Consider the following 21,930-nt stretch of genomic DNA (forward strand, 5'->3'; position numbering starts at 1 on the left):
TTATACCTCGACGGGGGAAATTGTATGATTTTTTGATTCGTCTTTAGTTGGCTTCTGTTCTGATAACCAAAGGGGGTTCTCCAGATCACCTCCAACTATAGGCACCGGCCTTTCAGCACTATCATCATAACCTTGAGATAACCGCACCCGGTTAATACAAACTCTCTCTATATGGGCTCGAAAAACATCAAAACACTGAAAACGCTCAGCCATTTTCGCGTTTTCTTTCATAACTTTTTTCTGATAAGAACGTAAAACTTGAGCCAATACACTATAAAATTTAGTCTCAGAAAAATTAAGCTCCAACATCAACTGGGATGAAAGATAACGCAAGACCGTCACAAAATGTCCAGTAAAAAGATCATGAATAATGTAATTTGGAGGCAACTGATCCAACACAGCCAAAGCCGAGGATGGAATATCACTCCGTTCAGGAAAATCTCCTTTCGCGAGACGTAAATCACCCTGAAAATCCTTTAACAGAACACGAGTTACTCGGTCTTCCTTTAGTACCAAAGTTAAGTTTTGAGAATGTGCAACTAAACCAATTCCGTAGCGGCTAAGCAGGTGGTACAAGGGCACAACTGTTGAATCAAAAAGATATTCCAACCACTTTTCAATCGAAAGCCCCGAGCTATCAATTAATGCGGCTGCAATGGATTTCCCACTGGAATCTTTCTGCAATAGCGCAGCCATTAAAAGGTGGCGCTCACCCTCTGAACAATGACTTGCAGGACTTTGGCGCCAAGTCGCCCCTAGCATCTCTCGGTATCGGTAAGGTGTCCCTTTTACCTGTTCGTGATGGAGATGAGGAACATGTAATCCAGCAACTTCCTGAAGAATACCCGTACCGCGAGCCGATAAATTTTCATCTCTATCACAGAGCTCCTGCATCCACTGTGATAAAGACGGCCCACATTGCATGTATTTTCCGGGAATTCCACGGTAGCACGAAGTATTTAACACTGTTAAAGGTAATTTAATATGCAAGGCTTGTGGGCGAGACCGATTTGAGAAAGTACGCAACGAGACTTGTGGCAAGTACTCATCACCGAACTCACCCAATAAAATGATATCCCCGCGACTTAGTAGCTGCGCATAATGCTGACGAATATGGTGCTGCCACTGCCATGGATGAACTGGCAGAGGAACAAACTCCCGCCAGTTTATCTTTTTATCCCGGCAGATAGCTTCCAATGACTGCTTTTGATTAGTGGAGAGGCTTTCCTCAAGTAACTGCTGCCAATTCCAATCCTCACTATGTCCATTGACAGTCAGATCACGCCGAACTGCCAACCATAAGAAGCGCACATATTCACCCGATTCAGTGCCATAGGCCTTGAACTCTTGCGCGCCCCAGCCAATACGCCCCTTATTGACAATCGCTTTAGGATGCCCATCTAAATAGCACTGTAATTGCTCATCGGTAAACTTGGCCATAGTTTCCGCTGCTTGATCTTCACGTTTTTCAAGTATGGCCACATCGCTAGCGATGGTATTCGCCAATTCATGCAATAAATTACCCAGTGTGCTGGCAGTTATTTTCAGATCTTCAGCAGCATCAATAAAGAACTGAGCTGCATCGTCAGCAACTAATTCTTCATCACCTTGATTTCTTTGAATTGTATCCTCATCAATTTGAAGCCAATCCCAGATAGTCAAACGCGCAGTAAATTCATAACTCACCCCAGACTTGAGCTTAACAACGTAAGATTTATCTAGCTCTTGACGGGCGCTCAAAGCTTGCTCATAGCAGAGTTCAGATAAAGACTTGGCAAGTATTTTCCGATTAGCCTGCTCCCAATAATAACTTTGGCTCATATCTCCCCCATACTCTCAAAGAATTCACCTCTGTCGCAGGTAACCAACGCAGCTCGTTTATGCGGAAAATCAAATTCTTTTATTTTTTTCCAACCAAAAGTTCCATCAATGTACTTTAATAGTGGCCCGTTATCAGCTCTTGGCTCTCCAACCAAAGTCTGAGTTCGACAGTCATCTAGAAACATAAAATGAGATACTGCATTAAACCAAGCTTGAGCATAGCGTCTACCCAAAAAACGACTGTTGCCTACCAGCATATGGGCTCCACGATCAAAGGGTTGGCAGTTGTAGTAAGGGGCTATACGATCCTCAAGTGCCCAGTAAACCTCAAAGTAAGCAAAGGGCACATCATCGAAGCAGGCGATTAGTGGGTATTTATGAGGGTCTTGAATAACATCTTGGATAAATTTCCGTTGTTTATCCATTCCCCCTTCCTCTTCCCAAAACTTCGCTACACGCCCCATGTTCATCCAGCTTGTAAAAAGCTCAAGATCGCTATCTGGATCCAAGTGACGAAGACTAAGGTCCATTTCCAGGGAATAAAAGTGACGACGATATACTTCCCCCTCCACAGGTTTTGCTCGAAGTGGATGCTTTACGCCTTGCTCATTTTCCACCCATCTTAGGGGAAAATTCCCACCATTATTGCCTCGATACCAAAGGTCCTTACGCTGATAGAAATCAGATTTGAGTATTTCATTTATCTTTTTTCCACCTAAACTAATTATTTCAACAAGCTTAATATCTCCGTGAGTGCCAAATACCCAATCCAACCAATTATTTAATCCGGTTGATTCAGCCTCATGACTAGAAATATGTACCTGTGCAAAATCACTAGTTATTCTGTGCCGCACTTTAAAAAAATTATCTAACTCCAACTGACACTGGTAACCCTCACTATCAAGTGTCCACAGCCGTCCATCAGGTAATGCACCTTTTTTGATGCCTTGTTTTTCAGAAACAATCTCTGCGTTATTCATCATTCGATCCTTATTGCTCTACAAGGGCCGAGCTACCAGGCTCTGCGGCAAAAAGCTTGTCAGCTATCTTCAGTGGGTTATCCATTGAGTGGTAAATTGATAAAGGGTCTTCACTCGTTGTTTCGTTCATACCAATAACTGCACATTGAAAGTTACCCTTTGACCAGATCTGAGCAGATTGGAGTAAATATTCTAAACAGCTACGATCTCGTCGCTGACCGTCATAAAGAAGCTGCAAGCGTTCACGAAGTTCACTTAACAAAGCACTTTCGCTTACAAGTCCGGCAGCAGCGATGGCGGAAATTAGTCCAAAACAACTATTCACAATAAGGTAATAGGCGAATAGACGATTAGCCATTTCCTCATTAATAACATTTTCACTATTTTGAGCAAGATTTGGTAAATAGGGCTTCAATAGCTCTTCACCGAGATGACTATAACCGCTACCTTGACAGTCGCGGAAATAACCAGCGATAGGCATGGAACCATCAAAACGCAAAATTAAGTTTTGTTGATGAGCCCCAAATAAAATTCCAAAATCAGCTTGAGCAATTAACAGTGGCTCTATCACCGCATCGAGAAAAGCATTAAACCATCGTTTTGCAGCAATGGCAGAAGATAGGTTTTGTTCCATTGCCAACTGAGAGATAAGTTGAGCTGCGCGACAGAAATCAGCGTCTGGATGGTCTTGAGTTAAAGTTGCCAACAAACAGGTGTTTTCTGCTGCCTCACCGATGAATGGGTTCTCACGGAACATCACCAAACTCTCGATCACCGGGTTTCCTGACTCATCCGCTAACATCAAGTAGGCGGGTTCAGCTAAAACCTGGAAATTTGGGTAACGGCGTGCAAAGTCTTGCCCAATTGGCGTGTCTCGTACTTTCAAGACCTCCAGTCCCCTCACCATCTCCTTCGGCTGCAGGGTGCGCACCGAGTTAGTCAGGCGCAAGCTGAGAGAAAACTTCAACATATAGGGGCTCTCAGCGCTGTACACTGCACGCAAAGATGACGTCGCCCGCCAAGCGCCCGAGCCAACACCCAGCTCAACAACACTGCCAGTTGAAAGTAATTTGGCAATTCTTTGGTCACTCTGTAATTGACGCCACTGCCAAGGGTGAGCGGGCACAGCTACAAAGCCCTCCGGCGGCAGGGGAGCACCATCAGTTACTCGCACCAAACCCGCTAGCTGACCTTCTGAGACTCGCGCTCCGCTAGCACCAGATAAAAACTTGGGATCTACCCCTAACCACATCAGAGAAAAGCTGTTGCCAAATTCCGGCGCAAAGCACTCAGCATCTTGATCGGTAAAGGGTTCCCTACTCTTTGGGGTAGGGTGAATAGAGTGACCACAGAGTAGAGCTTGTTCTGACTCACCAAAAGACAACACATCACCAAACAAACGCTCCATATCTTTGTTGCGCGCCTGTAGGGCTTGGGTCATATTGCGAACGCTAGATTGCACACGCTCCACAAATACCTGTCGTGATTCTTCTCCAGCGCCGGGGAAAAAAGCTGACTCGTCGGCGATCAAACGGGCACACTCAGCCATTGATACTTCTTGGCTTTTCCCTGAGGTCTGCCGCCAAACCATTGGCAGCTCAAATTGATGCCTGCCACACTCGCTTCGGTAGATTAGATTGAGCCAAAGCTCAGCGCCAGTGCTCGGTAATGGCACACAAACTGCGGGAACCCTTATGCCTTGGGGGAGTGACACACCGCTCTGCTCGTACCATTGACCACATTCGGTCTCACGCAATAGCGCATTAAAAAAGCAATTAGCCGACAACCTTTCGCCGGCACATTTGACCTTTTGATCTTCTACAGTCATATTGACCAACTGTTCAGAGGTGGTCAGGCTCAATCCTTGAGCATCAGAAGCTCCTGCGGAGACGCCCGGCAAAGTCCCGTCGAGATCTGGATTATTCATGAGTAAGGTTCTTTTACAGAATTGTAATGCGAATGATTTGTATTTTTATTATCATGTCGTGAAATTTGGTACACATCAAGCTTTTTAATAGGGAAATTATTCGGCTGAGAACCATTGTTTAGGACAAATTTGACAATTGTCCCTAGTTTTATCCCTCTGGAGCCCGAATGCGGAAATCCCTTCACTTCCAAAAAATAAACTGGATTGTTGCGAGCCAGGGTGCGGCCCAGGTCATATTGCTGACCCAGATTCCATTAATCATTGAGTATTGCGGGCTGGATTTAGCCACTCTCGGCGCACTAGTTGCAGTCAGTACTTTTTGCCTGATGATTGCGGGCCCAATCTGGGGAGAGCTAGGCGATAAAATTGGACGGAAGCCAATTCTGCTAGCTGGGCTCAGTGGGGCACTACTATCCCAGATCCTGTTCGTTGCCCTGCTCGTCGCCCTGGCTCAAGGGTACTTGGAAACAGATACAGCGCTTGTGGCCCTGGTTGCCAGCAGAATCCTTTATGGATTAAACGCCGCCGCAATTTTTCCTTGCTGCCAAGCTTGGGCCCTAGAGCTGGGAGAGAAAAACCAACAACTGTCAATTCTCTCAGGGATCAGCGCTGCTGCAAATTTAGGGCGAGGATTAGGCCCCTTACTTGCCTTACCGACCCTTCTAGTGGGTAGTCTTTGGCCCTTACTTTGGCTGGTCCTCCTGCCCTTTTCCGCCCTAACCTTAACGCTTTTTTTACCTCGAGTTCCGGGCTGCACAATAGCTGAAAAGAAAGTCGAAAAAACTCACTTTCCCACTACAACTATTGGGCTTTTCGCGATAGCACTGCTGGGCACAGTAAGCATCGGGCAGCTACAAGTTGTTATGGGGCCAGTACTACAAGACTTATACGGATTAAGTGCATTGGGGGCATCATCGACAACCGCCATTCTTCTTGCTGCTGTCGCCATTTGCGGATTCTTTGTCCAGATACTGTTAGTTAGAAAAATAGCGCGCCCACTAATCAGCTTTGTAATTGGGGTTCTGTGTATATGCCTGGGCACTACATCACTATCACTCGCTCTAGGCAGCTCCCTTGCGGTGCTAGGCTTGATTCTATTTGTTATTGGTATCGCCTTCTTAGTCCCTGGCTACAGTGCCCTATTAAGTCAAGGGCAACAGCGCAACGGCCGCTTGTTTGGCCTTTTGTCACTGATGCATACCGGAGGCTACACAATTGGCTTTGCAATGGGCGGATGGCTCTACGAAAAAAGCCCTTCGCAACCTCTGGCAGGGATGCTACTTAGTGTTAGCCTAATTGCAGTTCTCACATTAATCAGCCTGGCCATTTCTTGGAAAAAAGCGCCTAAAGTGAGCGCAACCTAACTCCTGGGAAGATAGCTCAGCAATTACCTGACTAAACGGGTAATTGCTGTCTGAGTGGGGGATCCGAGTGCTCACCCTACAAAGTTAAAGGTAGCGCTGCCAAAACTCAGCTTGCCCCTGTTCTTCATCCAATGTGTATGGCTTAAAGCCGGTCTTAAGATAAGCCGCCTGAGCTGTATAATTTTTTTGCAGAACTTCCAGGGTAAGTTTGCAACAGCCCCTCTTTTTTGCCTCTTTCGCCAGAAAGTCGAGCATGGCAGTGCACACCCCCAGACTTCGAGCAGTTTCACTGACAATAACATCGTGGATATTAACCAGCGGCTTACATAAAAAAGTAGAAAAGCCAGTAAAGCAATTAATGAGCCCTACCGCACGCTCCCCTCGATAAGCAAGAACACTAAAAGCCCCAGGAAAATCTCTTAATGCCGGCAATAAACTAGAGCGGCAGTGATCACTTAGAGACTCACCACCGCCAAATGGATCTCGGGCATATTCATCCATCAAAGCCAAGATATCACTTGCATGTTGCGAGTCGTCGTAATTCGCCAAATCAATCTTTAATGCGGTACCAGCTTCACAATCTGATAAAACCATAAATATTTTTTCCTACCTCCGCAATTACAGCGAAAAAATGCCTTTACAGGCGTCTGATAAGTAAGAGCTGTTGGAGAGCATACCAAAATAATAACCTGTAGCGATCCCAGGGAAAAATAGTAAACTCAATCAGTAAGCTCTGCATTCGCTGTTTCTAAAGTCTCTTTAAAATCAACTTTGTCATCACTCACAAAGTACTGTAAGTAACTGCGTAACCGGGTTCGTCTCGCCAATAACTGGCGCACCCTGAGGCGATGTCGACCTGCCGTCTTAGAGTGTCGAGTGACTCTTTGCCGCCTGCCGGGGACTGAGCTTTTTTTTCTTCCCATGATCCTGAAATCCTTATTAGACCAAGTTTGAGCTGATAGTCACATTTAAGACTAGACCAAGTTTACTTGGCGCACACGAGCAAAGCCGCTATTCTGCTGTCTACATGTCCAAATGGTCACTTCAGGATACAATCGCATTGCACCCGCTTAACCACTTATTACAAAATAACCAACATTGGTCCGAGGCTACCCGTCAAGAAGAGCCGGACTTTTTCCTTCAATTATCTGAACAGCAAAGCCCTGAATACCTGTGGATTGGCTGTGCAGATAGCCGCGTTCCCGCCAATGAGATCGTCGGCCTTTTACCCGGCGAGCTTTTTGTTCACAGAAATGTTGCCAATGTAGTCGTTCACTCAGACCTGAATTGCCTATCAGTACTCCAATATGCTGTGGAGATCCTGAAAGTAAAACATATTATTGTCTGTGGTCATTACGGTTGTGGCGGCGTCCAGGCAGCCCTCAACAATGATCAGCTGGGCTTAATTGATAACTGGTTGCGACATATCCAAGACGTTAGGGATAAACATCACACTTTGATCGATATTTTTCAACAACAGCAGCGTACAGATCTGTTGTGTGAATTAAATGTCCTGGAACAGGTGATACACGTGTGTCAAACAACGATCGTTCGCGATGCCTGGCGTGCGGGTCAAGAACTCACCGTCAACGGTTGGGTTTACGGCCTAAAAGATGGCCTGGTACATGATTTGGGTATTTCAATTAAGCACCCGGGGGAAATTGCTGATATTTATCAAGGTGCCCTTAGTAAAATCTCTCAGCGCAGCACCGAATAATACTATTGCCCGACTGCCTTCGTTTTTACCACTATAAATGGGGTTAACCCGGTAGTTTTAGCTACCGAGCTCAGCTCTGTTTGGTGAAAAAACATGTCGGCATACAAAAAGTGGCAGTGCCAGAACTGCGGCTGGATATACGATGAGTCCAAAGGTTGGCCCGAGGATGGAATTCTTCCCGGTACTCGCTGGGAAGATATACCTGAAGACTGGTACTGCCCGGAGTGTGGTGCAGCCAAACAAGATTTCTCCATGCTGGAGATTGGCGCCGATACCACTCAAGCCAGCTTAGCTAACAATGAAGGCTTTCGAATCTGGGAGTGTATGGTATGTGGCTGGACATACAATGAGGCCGAGGGATGTCCACAAGATGGCATTGCTCCCGGTACTCGTTGGGAGGATATTCCCGACGAATGGAATTGCCCTCAATGCGGCGTTAGTAAACAAGAATTTGATATGGTTCTTGTAGGCCAAGCCCCCATCGCCCCGTCCCCTTCAGCCAACCAAAACACAACCACTACAACCTCAGCACCTTTAGTTATTATTGGCACAGGGCTAGCCGGGTATAATCTGGCGCGAGAGTTTCGCAAACTTACCCCCCGGTCCCCCCTCCTGTTAATCACTGCCGATGATGGAACTTTTTACTCCAAGCCTTTGCTGTCAGCCTCTTTCTCTCACGGCAAGACTGCACAGCAGCTCAGCACTTCCAGTGCTGAAGATATGGCTCGCGAACTCAATGCACAAATTCTGGTTCACACGCGGGTAATACATATAGATCGCCAAAATAGAACTCTGACGATTCAGCAGGATGGTGCAGAGCATGTATCCAAGATTCCCTATGGAAAGCTAGTTCTGGCAACCGGGGCCAAGTGCCGCAAACTTCCCCACTATGAGGGGGATGCCCAATCACATATCTTTCGCATAAATAATCTCAGAGACTACCACCGTTTTCGCACTGCCGTGGTGGGGCGCAAGCGCATACTACTCCTGGGCGCTGGTTTGATTGGCTGTGAATTTGCCAACGATCTGGTACAGACCGGCTTCGCAGTGGATCTGGTTGACATGGAGCAATGGCCACTGGCGACACTGCTGCCGGAAGTCGCCGGACGCGATCTGCAGAGAGCCCTGGAAGACTATGGCGTTCGCTTCCATGGGGGCTCATCATTAAAGCGTATCGAGAAATTGAGCACCGGTTTCCGGGCCCAGCTGAGTAATGGAGAGCTAATAGAAGCGGATGTCGTTCTCGCCGCACTCGGACTTGAGGCTAACACCGGCTTAGCCTCCATGGCCGGTATAGCCGTGCAAAGAGGTATTACTGTAGATCGGTATATGCAAACAAGCGATCCCGATATCTACGCCTTGGGGGATTGCGCAGAAATAGACGGCCATCAGTTACTCTTTGTCGCCCCCCTAATCAGCTGTGCGAAGAGTCTGGCACAAACTCTGTCAGGAAATCTGACTCCCGTTTGCTTTGGCGTTATTCCTGTGGCCGTAAAGACAACCCTGCACCCAACTACCGTTTGCCCACCAAGCCCTGATACCAAGGGGACTTGGCAAATCAACAAAGAAGATTCAGGGGTTTGCGCCGAATTTCGCGACGAAAAGGGCAATCTACTCGGTTTTGTCCTTACCGGTAGCGCGATCGCCCTCCGGGAAAGGCTCAGCCAAGAGTGTCAGCCAATTATGAACGATCAGTCAAAAAATGACTGATAATCATACTTATTTTAATAGCTATTCGAGGTAAAGCGCGCAAACCGTTAACTTTTGCCTTAAAATGGCGGCCCTTCAAAGTTTTGGTACAAGTAGCCTTAGTATGACGACAGAGAAAAGCCGTACGATTTCCCCGTCACCCGAACAAAGCCGGCTACTGCGGGACACCCTCGGCCACTTTGCTACCGGTGTAACTGTCATTACCACTCAGGATACCAATGGCCAACCTGCCGGCATGACGGCTAACAGCTTTAATTCCGTTTCCCTCGACCCCGCCCTGGTTCTATGGAGTATCGATAAACAGTCCATGGGCTATAAAGCATTTACCACTCGGGAGCACTTTGCCGTGCATATCCTGCGAGCAGACCAACAACATGTCTCAAACCTATTTGCTGGTCGAGGGGCAGACAAGTTTGGACAGGTCAACTGGTATGAAGGCCCCAATGGTATACCTCGCCTAGAGGAGTGTGCAGCCTATTTCCATTGCCGCCGCGCGCAGTGCATTGATGGTGGAGATCACACAATATTGCTTGGAGAGGTGCTGGAATTTGCCGCTTTTGGTGGTGAACCCCTGGTCTTTCATCAAGGCTGTTATCGTGCATTGGCTGGAGAGTAGCAGCTCACTTTTTGGAGCCTAATCACTACCCAAAGGCTATAAAAATAATTTTTTAATGCCAATTAACCAGTATTTGGCAGAAACTTTGGTGTTGCATTAGTGACCTCGTAATAATTCAAGGGCAGTCTGAAGCAAACCATGAAAATGGACTGATAAGCCATGACTTCAACTACGCTCTTCTGTTTCGCCCACCGGGGCTATCAACAGCGAGCCAGTGAAAACACTCTCCAAGCAATCGGGCATGCGTTGGAACTCAACGTCGGGGGTATCGAAATTGATGTGTGGAATATTGGTGGGCAGCTTCTGGTCAAGCATGACCGGCGACTCGGACGCCTAATCGCGGGCTCTGAACTCATCACTGAAATGCATCCCGATGCCCTGAAAGAGAGACCTCTCCCTTGCGGGAATAAGGTCCCTACATTAAGGGAAGTCCTGGAACTTGTGGGAAATAGTGCCCAACTCAATATCGAGCTGAAAGGGCCTAACTGTGCAGCCCTTTTCGCGGATGAAATCCACACCTTTACGCAGGATACTGGTGCAAGCTACGAGCAATACATCGTCTCCTCTTTTGATCACCGCCAGTTGTACCAGTGCCTGCAATTAGCTCCTGAAGTTCGGCGGGGAGTTCTGGTTTCCGGTGTTCCCCTCGATCTTGCAGCCTGCTCTGCTCCATTAAAGGCCTATTCATTACATACGAACGTAGATTTTATAAATGCAGATTTAATAGCCGATGCAAAACAGCGCGGGCTTAAGAACTACGTATTTACCGTCAACGACCCCAACGATTTGATACTGTTGGCAGCTCAAGGTATTGATGGGGTTTTCACTGATGAACCTCAAATCGTATCCGATTTTAATGCCCGTATTGAATTCACAAAAACTGGCACTTAGACGTTGGAGAAGATCTCCTTCACCAACTAAGAGAACAGACAGTAACCCGGGACAATTACCGGGCTACTGCTGTGAGTTAAAGCAGGAAAAGACTCGAGGCTAAATAGTCCCCCCTATTTATACAACTTAAAACTCTGCGCTAGCACGTAAATACCAATAACCACCATTAAAACCAAATGGTGATGTGAGGGCATGACGTACCCCGAGATATCGCAATGTGGGCTCCTGCTCATCATCAGGCATTACGTCAAAGATATTCTCGCCCCCCAACGACAATTTATAATTTTCATACAGCGTAAACGTCGCTTCGATATCAACGAGAATTTCACTGCCATAACTATAGGTATCACTGGCATCCCCAGCACCAAACAACCCGCCTGTTGATTCCCAACTGCCATAGCGATTAAAACGCAGGTACCCTGCAAATAAATCACCCGTATCCAGATCAAAAGTTAAAGTCGTTCGATCACTGGGAACTTGGTTTTCCAGGTCAAATACCCGTGAGGCATTGATGGTATTTGGCGTAACACTGGTAACTTCCTGGCGATTGTGATTGTGGCGTAAATCCACCACCAATAAACTTTCAAAAATCTCGAAATCACTGGTAACTGCCAGATCTATACCAGACACTTCCGAGTCATAAGCATTGACGAAATAGTTTGCATTGCTGCCGTTGAGTAGTGCTGCATTTTCTATACCGGCATTTTGCAACAGAATCACTTCGTCATCTCCGATGGCATTGTTGCGCAGAGCCAGGCGATCCTCGATGTCGATGTTGTAGTAATCTATTGTCACACTGGTATTGTCCAGTGGAGCAAAAACTGCACCCAGGGTAAAACTGGTGGATTCCTCCGGCTCCAGCTCAACGGCTCCGAGCGCTGACGCTACCGGATGAGCCACAGGATAGGTTCCATTGGGTATCAGGTTGCCACTGGAGTCCGTCGTAGTAGTAACATTTAAGGTATTCACCTGTCCGGGTGTTGGCGCCCTGAAACCAGTATTTACCGTCGCTCGAAATGCCAGTTGTTCATTCACATCATACCGTGCTGACAATTTCCAATCCGATGTCGAGCCAAACTCATCATATTCCTCTAACCGTAAAGCCGCTCCCAAAGTCAGAGCCTCAGTCACATCGGCTTCAAGGTCAATGTAAGCTGCAATACTCTCACTACTGAAACTACCCAGCGCTTCAATCGGGAACCCCTGAAAACCATCTGAACCCACACCAAAATACGCAGCAGTTGGACCTACCTCAGTGGACGCTGCATCCCCCCTACCAATTGAATAAGTCTCTTCACGCCACTCAGCGCCGAATGCAAGGTTCAATGGCGAAGCAAAAGCCATGACATCAATGGGGTAGACAAAATCCGCATTGAGGCTGGACTCTTCCTGCGTGAGGGTTCCCGGCTTGAAGGAAGTAGGAGACAAAATACCCAAGCTTGGATTGATGGAATTTTTCAGGACATAGTCCACTTCATTTTCAGCCAAACGTCCGCGTAGATCCCAGGAGAGACCATTAGCAAGCTCTCCACGCGCCCCGAATACAGCAGCGATATCATAAATATCTGCACCAAATTCAGGGTTGTAGCCGCCGGGGAACTGAGTATAAATTGGGTTTCGCAACACGTACCCACTGTCGCTAGAAGTATCTGCTACCAGGTAATCCGAGGGGTTTAGGCCTTGCGCCAAAATAGAATCCACTAAAGACTGGGGAGCTGGGTCGGGCATATAGTCGATACTATTCGGATCAAGGGGATCATTAGGGCTGTCTACTTGCAGGGTACCTCTCGCAGTAAACTGGTGTTCTGGGTCGAGCACCGGTCCACGATAGAAAAAGTCAGAAATTGTTTCATTTTGTGAATAACCGAAATTTCCATAGAGCTCTACCGAATCAGAGATCTCCAGGCCGCTGTTAATAAAAAACTTCAGGGACTCAACATCAGGATCACCCCATCTCTGACCCAAGCCATCCAGTGGTACTAAATTATTTCCCACAACTGATCCTACCTGCTGCGCATCTGGCCGCGCTTCGCTACGCCAGGTTTTATCTGCGCGGGAAAATTCAACGGTGCCATTAATAAATCCTGCATTACCCAGCGCAAATCCCGTATTTGCGGCAATACTCATCCGGGTTCCATCCCCTTCAAAATACTCCCCTGTCTGAGCTGATAAGCTAAATCCCTCTGCATCATCCTTCAGGATAATGTTAACGACACCGGCAATCGCATCGGAGCCATATTGTGCTGAAGCGCCATCACGCAAAACCTCAACTCGCTCTATAGCCATAGAGGGTAGCGCCGAAAAGTCGACGGCTTGGGCACCCTGGTTAACTGTGCCCAGGGGGGCAAGCTGCAAATTAACCAGCGCAGAGCGATGGCGGCGAGTTCCATTGACCAGTACCAAAGTTTGATCTGGAGATAAATTACGTAAAGTTACCGGGCGGATAAAAGCGGTACCATCAGCAATTGGAAATCTCTGCGTATTAAATGAAGGGGCAATTTTTGCCAGGGACTCAGTAAGATCAAAGCTCGCTTGATCCGCAATGTCCTCTCCGCCAACCACATCTACTGGAGAAAGAGTCTCGGTGGGAGATACACCCTCTTTGCGTGTACCTGTGGTTATCACTTCCTCCATTGCCCGATCAGCAGTATTAGAGGCACCCTCTTCCTTTTCCTCAGCAATCGCATACCCACCAGAGTTAAAAATTGCAACTGCCACCGCCAATGACAAAGGTCTCAACAAGTAACGCTTCATATTCACCACCCTCTCTTCTCATTATTAACATCAAACAGAACATCACCGGATAATTCATCAAAGCAATGCACATCAAATTAGATCCGTGCAGGGGTTAAACAAAAAAAGCGGCATACTGACGTTCCGTCTAATTGCATCCATGCCAGAAATTAGTGCACGCCTAGGGTAGATCTTTTACGCGATTAAATGTCAACTTCCAACAAATCAAAAAATTAATGTCGCGATATTTATTTTAAAAGGAGGGGGTACACGTTTAGCAAGTGCCAAAAACTGCCAAACGTGACTTTTAGAAAGGCTGAAGCAAAAGTAACAGCAATGAGTTCACTTAAAAAAATAAATAGGTGAAATCAGCACCGTCTATTGAGGTGTATAAGTAACGTCAACCTCATAATCCGATCCCAGGCGACTGTAGCCCCGCACCATAAAATAGGCTTCAATCTCACCACTTGGCACGGTTAAGGAACAGTTCTCAGAGCTATCTCCCTCATAGGGACGGCAATCGTAATAGCGCCAAGTAGGTGCCGCACCAAAACGGACATATAGATCGGCATCATTAGTACCGGTCATATCCGCGATAAAATCTGTACCGGGCGTTACACTGAGAGGTCCATAGTGATCCTCCGAACCTCGCCCCACATCACCACTAAAGGTTTCTGTTTGTTCCTCACCGGGGTCGGGATCGGGGTCCGGATCGGGGTCTGGGCCCGGATCATCCCCTATATAACCCTTGGCCAATTCAGCGACATAGGCAGCAGCAAGCTTTCCAAACTTCACCGCATGACTGGCATCTCCACCACTATTAGCGAGGGTATCACTTGAAGTGTGGATATAAGGGTTTGAGCCATTAAAAGTCGCCTCAAAAGGAAAGGAAACCGGATAACCCTGGTTATACCAAGATGCGTGATCAGAACACGCATAACCACAATAAGTTGTTCCAACAGTGAGGCCGCTCAGGTAGGTCTGGGCCAGATCCTCAAGAAAGCTATTCTGGGCACTATTGGTGTAATCTCCAATAATATAGATATCACTATTTGAGCCATAGTAATTAGTCATATCCAACTGCAAGGCACCTATCACATTTTTATTCTGTGATTTGTAATCGCTAGCAATATCATCTGACCCCCGCAGCCCCACTTCCTCAGCAGCGTACCCCATAAAAGCCAGCGTTTTATCCGGCTTATAGTCTGTAGCGACAATTGCATTAATGACATCAGTCAATGTTGCTATGCCAGACGCATCATCGTCAGCCCCCGGCGCTCTCGTACCTTCACCAGTGCCAAAACCGACCGTAGAATCCAGGTGCGCCCCCAGCACGATAATTTCATCCGGGTCAGTTTGCCCCTGAATCGTCAAAATTACAGAGGGTTGCGCCCAACTATGGCTATAAAGTTCGACAGAGGCATCACTTCGTGAATTCGTTAATGCCTGCCACTCATCCCTTATCCACTCAGCACCATCCACGCCGGTTGAAGTGGTGTAATAGCGATTAGTAAAATTCGACAAACTTTGAATAGTTGACCGTATATTAGACTCTGAGATCTCTGCCTGCAGGGCGTTAACCACATCTGCATTATCAATAGAGTAAGCGATCACGTTATTCACTGTTGTCGTCAGCGATGAAATCTGGGCAGCTTCTGCTTCCTCCAATGAGTCATGCACCATAAAGCCGCCACAACGGTTATGGTTGATATGCATCAGAGTCGATATTTCGGAAAGATTCTTTTCATTAACTTTTAGAATAGTGACTCCGTTACGTTCCTCACCTTGAATCGAGAGTGGTTGCTTGGCAACCAGGCTACTGTTTTGCTTTAAGGTTTTATAACCATCACTACCTATAGTTATCCACAGCTCTTCTGCCACAACAGCGCCGGGGAGTGCAAGAACCCCAACTAAAGACCTACTAATAATTTTTTTCATTATCTTCTCCACATTAAGTTAGCCCCCTGCGAATTCCTAATATTTCAAAAACACAGGCAGGCAATAAACACACATGCAAGAAGCCTGCACAAACAGCAGTTTTGAATCTCAATAATATTCAAATAATACAAAAACCAATGAGGATGGAACTACAGGCCATACCTATAAACAATCGCGGACAATCCAGAAATATTTTTATTATTCGAATTTCGAAAAGCGCAGAGAGAACAAACAAAACCGGATTGACCAATCCGGCAAGGAAAAGCTAGCACATTCAAATAAATACTAAAACAATTTGGCATCTTTCAACGTAAGAGCCGCAATAAACTTTAAGTGGATCACAAATACACAAAAAACATAGAATATAAAAACACTATTAATAGCAAATAGAACTAGGAATAATTTCTGAACTAAAGGGTTTTTCAGCCCTTTATTTTAATTAGATCTACAAGAATAATTTGAAGATTACAACTCACAAGGAATCTACCCAACCAGGAAGCCTCTTTTTTAATCCCTGCTGGTTTTGTAAAGCAGCGGCTGCACATAAAACGGTCTCATCAGCATATTTTCTGCCTACTATTTGCAAGCCTACAGGCAGACCACTCGCTGAAAAACCGCAATTGATTGATATTGCCGGATGGCCTGATAAATTGAAGGGGTAGGTATAAGGTGTCCAGGAATACCATAGAGAGCCTGGATTATTATCCGGCACATTGACCCCTGCACTAAATGCGGTAATAGGTAAAGTTGGGGTCACTAACAGATCATATTTCAGAAAAAATTCCTGTAATCGCTCGACAAAGTTATCTCGCCACTTCAGCGCGTCGAGATAATCAGGTAAGGATAATTTGTCCGCTTGTTCTGCGACCTCTAACAATTGGGACTCCACCAGTTGGCGCCTGGTACTATCCATCGCCCTAAAGATACTCGCTATTCCCGCGCAAAATAGACAGCCAAAAGCTGCACTAGCATCATCAATACTTGGGTCAACCTCTACAACTTCAGCACCCAATTCCTGGAAGTGCATTACACTAGCAGAAACGTTGCTCACCACCATGGGATCAGGTTCTACGTAACCAAGACTAGGGCTGTAAGCAATACGCAACTTTCCTGTTCTTTCAATCAACCTTCCCTCTGTAGCTGCAAGGAAATCAATGTTCCGACGTGGTATTGCGCGGATATCCCGATGATCCGGTTCACTGATTACATTCATCATCAGTGCACAGTCTTCCACCGTCGATGCTAAGGCCCCCACATGCACTAGGGAGGAGAAGGTACCTAATGGCCAATGGGGAACCTGCCCAAAACTCGGTTTGAACCCAACTGTGCCGCAAAAGCTAGCAGGAATCCGGATAGATCCACCACCATCAGCCCCCACAGCCAGAGGGCTCAATCCCAGTGATACTGCAACAGCGGCCCCGCCACTCGAACCACCCGATGTCTTATCCCTATCCCAGGGGTTTCTCGTAATACCGTCTATGGCATTATCCGTCACCGCCTTCCAACCAAACTCCGGTGTCGTGGTTTTCCCTATTGGTATGTACCCATGGCGTTGCAAAGCCGCAATGCAAGGGGCCGCACAACCCAATGTTGTCTCTGGGTCAATAATTTGGGAACCGAAAACTGTCGGCCACATCGGCATGTAAAAAACGTCTTTTATTGCCACCGGCACTCCGTCAAGCAACCCTTTGACAGTACCAGACATATAGCGGCGCTCAGAGTCCCGTGCGTAGGCAATGCTGGTCTTCCTGTCTATCAGACAAAAAGCACTGACATGCCTATTTAGCTTCTCAATTTGATTGAGTAGCCCCTCGACAACCTCAACCGGCGAAAAACACTTCGCCCTGTATCCGCGTAACAACTCGAGAGCAGTCATCCCAACGAAATCGCTCATTGACCCAAGCTCACAATTACCGGCCCCCTAACACCATCAGATTAGTCGTCAGCGGAAAATTATCGGCGCCACTGTTGGTAGCAATTTGTTAACATAATGGCCATATGAAACTAGCGCTTCAGCTGTCAGTCAGGATCACTTGAGTAGGCTGTAGCAAAACTAATGAGATGGAAAACCACCGTGAAGTCTACTTCTACAATTGCCCTCCTCATATTTTTAGCAACCTCGATCTCAGGGTGTGCCACCATGAGTGAAGATGAATGTTATGTCGCAGATTGGCAGGCAATCGGGTATGAGGATGGCGCAGCGGGCAGGGACTTATCCTACCTGGGGAGACGCCGCGAATCCTGTGCAAAATATGGCGTAACGGTCAATACTAATGCTTACCGGGATGGGCGAGGTGAGGGGCTGGAGCTTTTTTGTACCGAGCTGCGCGGATTTGACCAAGGGCGCTCCGGTAACCACTATAACGGTGTCTGCCCCGCGGACCTCGAAGGGTTATTCCTGCGGGGGTACAATTCAGGCCAGGATATTTTTCTTGCCAAGTCAGCCGTTGAGGAAATTGTGTCGGCAATTCACAACTTGGAGTTGGAGAGAGAACATATTCTCGATGACATGACAGAAATTGGTGCACTGTTGGTCGATGAAGCAATCGACAATTCCGAACGAGTAACACTTATCGCTGACGTCGCTCGCCTAAAGGTTAGGCACTCTGAGCTAGGAATGGAAATAGCGGACTTACAATACGAACTAATGCAACGGGAGGCAGAGTACCAGCAAGCCCTCGCCCGCTCTCCTTACCTATAGATCTCTACCCCATCGAGGATACCTCTGCGGTCACTCTAGTCCGCAGGGGTTAACACCTATATAGCTTATTTCAACCAGCACACACCCTTCCCAGGTTTACGCCACCCTCTGTGAGTAGCTTAGGAATTCATATGAGAAAAGAAAAATAGGTCGGCTCTACAAATGATTCGATTACACTAGAGTTGAGATATCGCCCTACCCACCAACTAGAACATCCGTACTAAGGAGCCGGGTGGTAGTAAAGCTTTGAGAAAATTTTTCCCTTTTCTAGGGAACTGTATTAGTGCTGATCTTTTACCTTACCCCTCATTGATTTCACCTGAGAACGACGATTTTTTGCTTGTAAACGGCGCTCCTTGGCACCTCGACTGGGCTTGGTAGCCACACGAAACTTTGGCCTGAATGCGGCTTTATCCACCAGCTCCTGTAATCGCTCTAGGGCATCTGCGCGGTTTTTTTCCTGGGTCCTAAACCTCTGGGCCTTGATAATCACCACTCCATCTGAAGAAATACGCCGATCTTTGAGCTTCAAAAGGCCATCTTTAATTAGCTGAGGAAGTGAAGAAGCCTGAATATCAAAGCGCAGGTGAATTGCACTGGAAACTTTATTTACATTTTGGCCACCGGCGCCTTGAGCGCGTATCGCACTCATTTCAATCTCATCTTGAGAAACCGATATCCTACCTTTTCCACAAACCATAAATATCCAAAGCCTGAGCTACATCGTTTTACTAAAAATACAAAACTCTATGACTATTTTGCCCAAATAGTGCAGCTATTAACCAGTCCCACTACACAGATACAATTCGCCATTGACAGAAATCAATATACCGAAAAATGCTTTCTATAAAGTGAGGATATCAGGGGGTAAACCTCATTTACCGGGAAACCCTCATTAAGTAATATTGCGCCAGCCAAATAAAAGCTAGTGAAGCGGCCTGAGGGCCGACCAGAATACGCGGGATGATTTGTGACTTATTTTCAAGTCTCAGTCAAATCCGCTAACATTGCCCAGCTTCCTCGAAGTACTGGAGCAAAGAACAATAAAGACTCGCGCCCTGTAGTTTCCTCTGGACTGCTCCCGATGTCTCCGCGGGTGTGAGATTACCGCGACAAGGAGAAAACCATGCACAACGCCAAGCGTAGCCTCGCAGCGGCCATTGCACTCGCAACAATGACAAGCTCAGCAGCTTTTGCTAAAGACACCGCCTTTTCCCAAGTTATCGCCTTTGGTGACAGTCTGACTGATGTTGGCAACTACGATGTGTTCACCAATGGTGGCGACGATCGTGAAGTAGCCATTAGTCTTTTATCCCAGAATCTCGGCTTGGGTGCAGTTACACCGTCTTGTGCAGGTATGCAATCTTCCTTTTGCCTACCCACCGTAGACCCCTCACTGAGTGCAGAGGATCTTGAAGCTTCCGTTACTGCTCAGATTGCTGCTGGCTTGAGCAATGCTGGTACAGGCTGGGCCGTAGGTGGACATAAAGCTGCTGATGTTCTGATGAACATCATCGGCCCCGACAACTATGCGGCCTACCTGCAAGCATATGGCCTGGAAGCTGACCCGAGCCGTCATAACCTGTTAAGCGCCCTGATGCCAACCACTGGCGACGAGGGCTTAACGCCCAGCTATCCAGACTCCCAACTGTTGGGCCAATTGCTAGTACAACAGGCCACAGCAGCCCAACTAGTAGCTGAAGCTGAAGCAGCTAAGGCTGAGGGAGATATGGCTACTTATGCCGAGCTGATGACCCAGGCCGCCGCTATGAGCGATGCCATCGAAGGCACCTTTGCTGGTCTTATCGCCACATCTGGAACCTCGGGTAACCCACACCCACTGGGAATGGGCTACCTGGAAAGCACTCTGGGAAGTGCTGATCACAACGCTCTTTATTGGGTAAACGGCGGTGGTAACGACTTGCTCAGCGGTTTCGAAGATGTCGTCGCTGGCACCTCAACCATCGAAGAAGTCACTGCGGACCTAGACGTTGCGTCAACTATGCTGGCAAGCGCAGCTGGCGCCCTGTCCGATGCAGGTGCCAATTACATCCTCGTATCCAATGTACCCGATGTCAGCAAAACTCCTGGCGTTTACGCTGCTGCATATGAAGCCGTTTACTCCAGCGACAATGCAGAGGCTCTGCAAGCCGCGGTTGATGCTGGACTGATGACCCAGGAAGATGCGGATGCCCAGCTGGCCACCGCCTTCGAAGAGATACTTTTCGAAGCAAGTAGCACTTCTGAAACCTTCAACTCAGCACTGTTAGCTAAGGCCAAGGATATCGACGGCGTTCTGATGGTTGACCAGGCAGGTATCCTGAAAGTCGCCCTCAATAACCCGACCATCTTTGGTTTATCCTCCTCAGAGAACCAACTGTTTTGTTACGACGGCAGTGGCAACGACTGTATTGAGCATTCCGTTTATGGCATTAACGGCACCGACCCCGATGCAGACAAGCTGATCTTCAACGACAGTGTTCACCCCACTCAAATTGGTCAGGAAATCCTCGGTGACTACTACACCGCAATCGTGAATGCTGCTCAGGTTGCCGGTCAGCTGCCGGATATCGCAATCCAGGCTACTCGCACCCACACCAACAGCCTTGACGAGAGCTTGGCTAGTGTTCGTTACCGCACCGCTCAGACTGGCGTTTTCGCCGGTAGCTCCCTGGGTAACGTCGACTACGATACCGATTACACCGCCAATGTCAGGGGAGATGGCTATTCCAATATTCTCGGCCTGACTTACGCCGTGCGCGACAATGCGGAAATCGGTTTTGCAGTGAGCCGCTCCAATATTGATGTGGATAATTCACAGCTTGCTATTGACTCCACTTCAACCAACTACAGCGTCTTTGGCCGTATGCACTACGACATTTTCTTTGTCGAAAGTAACGCGACCCTGACCGATGTAGATTACGATGACGTCAGCCGCGCTGTCGCTCTGGGTGACACTTACAACGGCAACCTGACTGGCAATACGTCTGGCGAGAGCTTGTCCCTGGGAATTACAGCCGGTGCCAACCTACTCAGTAGTGATACCTTCCAGTTCGGTCCATTTGTAAGCTTTACCAAGGTCACTACTGATGTAGACGGCTACACCGAAGACGCTATCGAGGGCTTCACTTATACCGACTTGAGCGGTAATGAGCTCGACCCTCTCGGCATGCACTACGGCGACCAAGAACGCCGTATTAGAAATATGCGTTTTGGTGCCTTCGCTAATAAGAGCTGGGATACCATTAACGCTTACGCCGAAATCTGGTACGAAGATAATAACGGCACAGAAGAAGACACCATTGAGGTTGGCGTGAAATCCATGGAAGGCAATATGAATGCCATGCCAAGCTACGCCAGTGTCGATGAGGGCATCTTCAACGGTGGCATGGGTATGATTGCCGGTATTCGCTGGCAAGCAGCTGACGCTATCGCTGTTAGCGCAACTGTCGCTTCCCGCCCAACGACTGAATCTGCCTCTGTCAATTTGACTTACCGCTTCTAAGCAACACTGTGCCCCCTTTCAGGGGGC

At 47.5% G+C, this 21,930-nt stretch carries 16 protein-coding genes; 7 read left to right on the forward strand and 9 right to left on the reverse strand.

Translation table 11 applies throughout. The features are described 5' to 3' along the window. The 3 genes from ACJJIY_RS00575 to ACJJIY_RS00585 are packed head-to-tail and all read right to left on the reverse strand — an operon-like array spanning position 1 to position 4,728. Positions 1-1,821 carry an IucA/IucC family protein gene (locus ACJJIY_RS00575; RefSeq protein ID WP_445358882.1) on the reverse strand — a complete coding sequence of 607 codons (1,821 nt, stop codon included), beginning with the start codon at positions 1,819-1,821 and terminating at the stop codon, positions 1-3. Then, on the reverse strand, positions 1,818-2,801 hold the full coding sequence (locus tag ACJJIY_RS00580; RefSeq protein WP_445358883.1) for a GNAT family N-acetyltransferase: 984 nt from the start codon (positions 2,799-2,801) through the stop codon (positions 1,818-1,820). Before ACJJIY_RS00580 ends, ACJJIY_RS00575 begins: the two co-directional genes overlap by 4 nt. Positions 2,802-2,811: 10 nt before the next feature. Then, a complete protein-coding gene (locus tag ACJJIY_RS00585; RefSeq protein ID WP_445358884.1) occupies positions 2,812-4,728 on the reverse strand; it encodes an IucA/IucC family protein in 1,917 nt (638 codons plus the stop codon). A gap of 167 nt (positions 4,729-4,895) precedes the next feature. Here ACJJIY_RS00585 and ACJJIY_RS00590 point away from each other — a divergent pair, with 167 nt between their 5' ends. After that, positions 4,896-6,092: an MFS transporter gene (locus tag ACJJIY_RS00590; protein ID WP_445358885.1), complete on the forward strand. Its 1,197-nt coding sequence runs from the start codon at positions 4,896-4,898 to the stop codon at positions 6,090-6,092. A gap of 84 nt (positions 6,093-6,176) precedes the next feature. Here the strand turns inward: ACJJIY_RS00590 and ACJJIY_RS00595 are convergent, their stop codons facing one another. Together ACJJIY_RS00595 and ACJJIY_RS00600 are read right to left on the reverse strand one after the other, a co-directional pair. Next, on the reverse strand, positions 6,177-6,686 hold the full coding sequence (locus tag ACJJIY_RS00595) for a GNAT family N-acetyltransferase (RefSeq protein ID WP_444896264.1): 510 nt from the start codon (positions 6,684-6,686) through the stop codon (positions 6,177-6,179). Positions 6,687-6,811: 125 nt separating this feature from the next. Then, positions 6,812-7,015, reverse strand: a complete 204-nt coding sequence (locus tag ACJJIY_RS00600; RefSeq protein WP_444896263.1) for a hypothetical protein — start codon at positions 7,013-7,015, stop codon at positions 6,812-6,814. 137 nt (positions 7,016-7,152) lie between these two features. Here ACJJIY_RS00600 and can point away from each other — a divergent pair, with 137 nt between their 5' ends. From can to ACJJIY_RS00620, 4 genes are all read left to right on the forward strand, one after another. Continuing rightward, a complete protein-coding gene (gene can / locus ACJJIY_RS00605) occupies positions 7,153-7,809 on the forward strand; it encodes a carbonate dehydratase (RefSeq protein ID WP_444898283.1) in 657 nt (218 codons plus the stop codon). A 93-nt stretch (positions 7,810-7,902) separates the two neighbouring features. Then, complete coding sequence (locus ACJJIY_RS00610) at positions 7,903-9,519, forward strand: FAD-dependent oxidoreductase (RefSeq protein ID WP_445358886.1); 1,617 nt, start codon at positions 7,903-7,905, stop codon at positions 9,517-9,519. Between the two features lie 103 nt (positions 9,520-9,622). Further along, positions 9,623-10,135, forward strand: a complete 513-nt coding sequence (locus tag ACJJIY_RS00615; RefSeq protein WP_413663130.1) for a flavin reductase family protein — start codon at positions 9,623-9,625, stop codon at positions 10,133-10,135. Between the two features lie 159 nt (positions 10,136-10,294). Then, positions 10,295-11,026 carry a glycerophosphodiester phosphodiesterase gene (locus ACJJIY_RS00620; RefSeq protein ID WP_445358887.1) on the forward strand — a complete coding sequence of 244 codons (732 nt, stop codon included), beginning with the start codon at positions 10,295-10,297 and terminating at the stop codon, positions 11,024-11,026. Positions 11,027-11,152: 126 nt separating this feature from the next. Here the strand turns inward: ACJJIY_RS00620 and ACJJIY_RS00625 are convergent, their stop codons facing one another. The 3 genes from ACJJIY_RS00625 to ACJJIY_RS00635 form a co-directional block, all read right to left on the reverse strand. Next, the gene (locus ACJJIY_RS00625) at positions 11,153-13,780 is read right to left on the reverse strand and encodes a TonB-dependent receptor plug domain-containing protein (RefSeq protein ID WP_444925769.1); all 2,628 of its coding nucleotides are present in this window, start codon (positions 13,778-13,780) and stop codon (positions 11,153-11,155) included. A 357-nt stretch (positions 13,781-14,137) separates the two neighbouring features. Beyond that, a complete protein-coding gene (locus ACJJIY_RS00630) occupies positions 14,138-15,697 on the reverse strand; it encodes a M28 family peptidase (protein WP_445358888.1) in 1,560 nt (519 codons plus the stop codon). Between the two features lie 472 nt (positions 15,698-16,169). Further along, entirely contained in the window at positions 16,170-17,591 is a 1,422-nt protein-coding gene (locus tag ACJJIY_RS00635; protein ID WP_445358889.1) for an amidase, read from the reverse strand. A gap of 246 nt (positions 17,592-17,837) precedes the next feature. Here ACJJIY_RS00635 and ACJJIY_RS00640 point away from each other — a divergent pair, with 246 nt between their 5' ends. Further along, positions 17,838-18,398, forward strand: a complete 561-nt coding sequence (locus ACJJIY_RS00640; RefSeq protein ID WP_444915661.1) for a DUF2799 domain-containing protein — start codon at positions 17,838-17,840, stop codon at positions 18,396-18,398. A 280-nt stretch (positions 18,399-18,678) separates the two neighbouring features. Here ACJJIY_RS00640 and arfB read toward each other — a convergent pair whose 3' ends face one another. After that, positions 18,679-19,050 (reverse strand): alternative ribosome rescue aminoacyl-tRNA hydrolase ArfB, encoded by a 372-nt coding sequence (gene arfB, locus ACJJIY_RS00645; protein ID WP_445358890.1) that lies wholly within the window; start codon positions 19,048-19,050, stop codon positions 18,679-18,681. Positions 19,051-19,524: 474 nt separating this feature from the next. On the opposite strand from arfB, the gene ACJJIY_RS00650 reads away from it, so the two are divergent. Then, on the forward strand, positions 19,525-21,903 hold the full coding sequence (locus ACJJIY_RS00650) for an autotransporter domain-containing protein (protein WP_445358891.1): 2,379 nt from the start codon (positions 19,525-19,527) through the stop codon (positions 21,901-21,903). Positions 21,904-21,930: the final 27 nt, after the last annotated feature.

This window comes from Microbulbifer maximicatervae (SeqCode) (assembly GCF_052468155.1).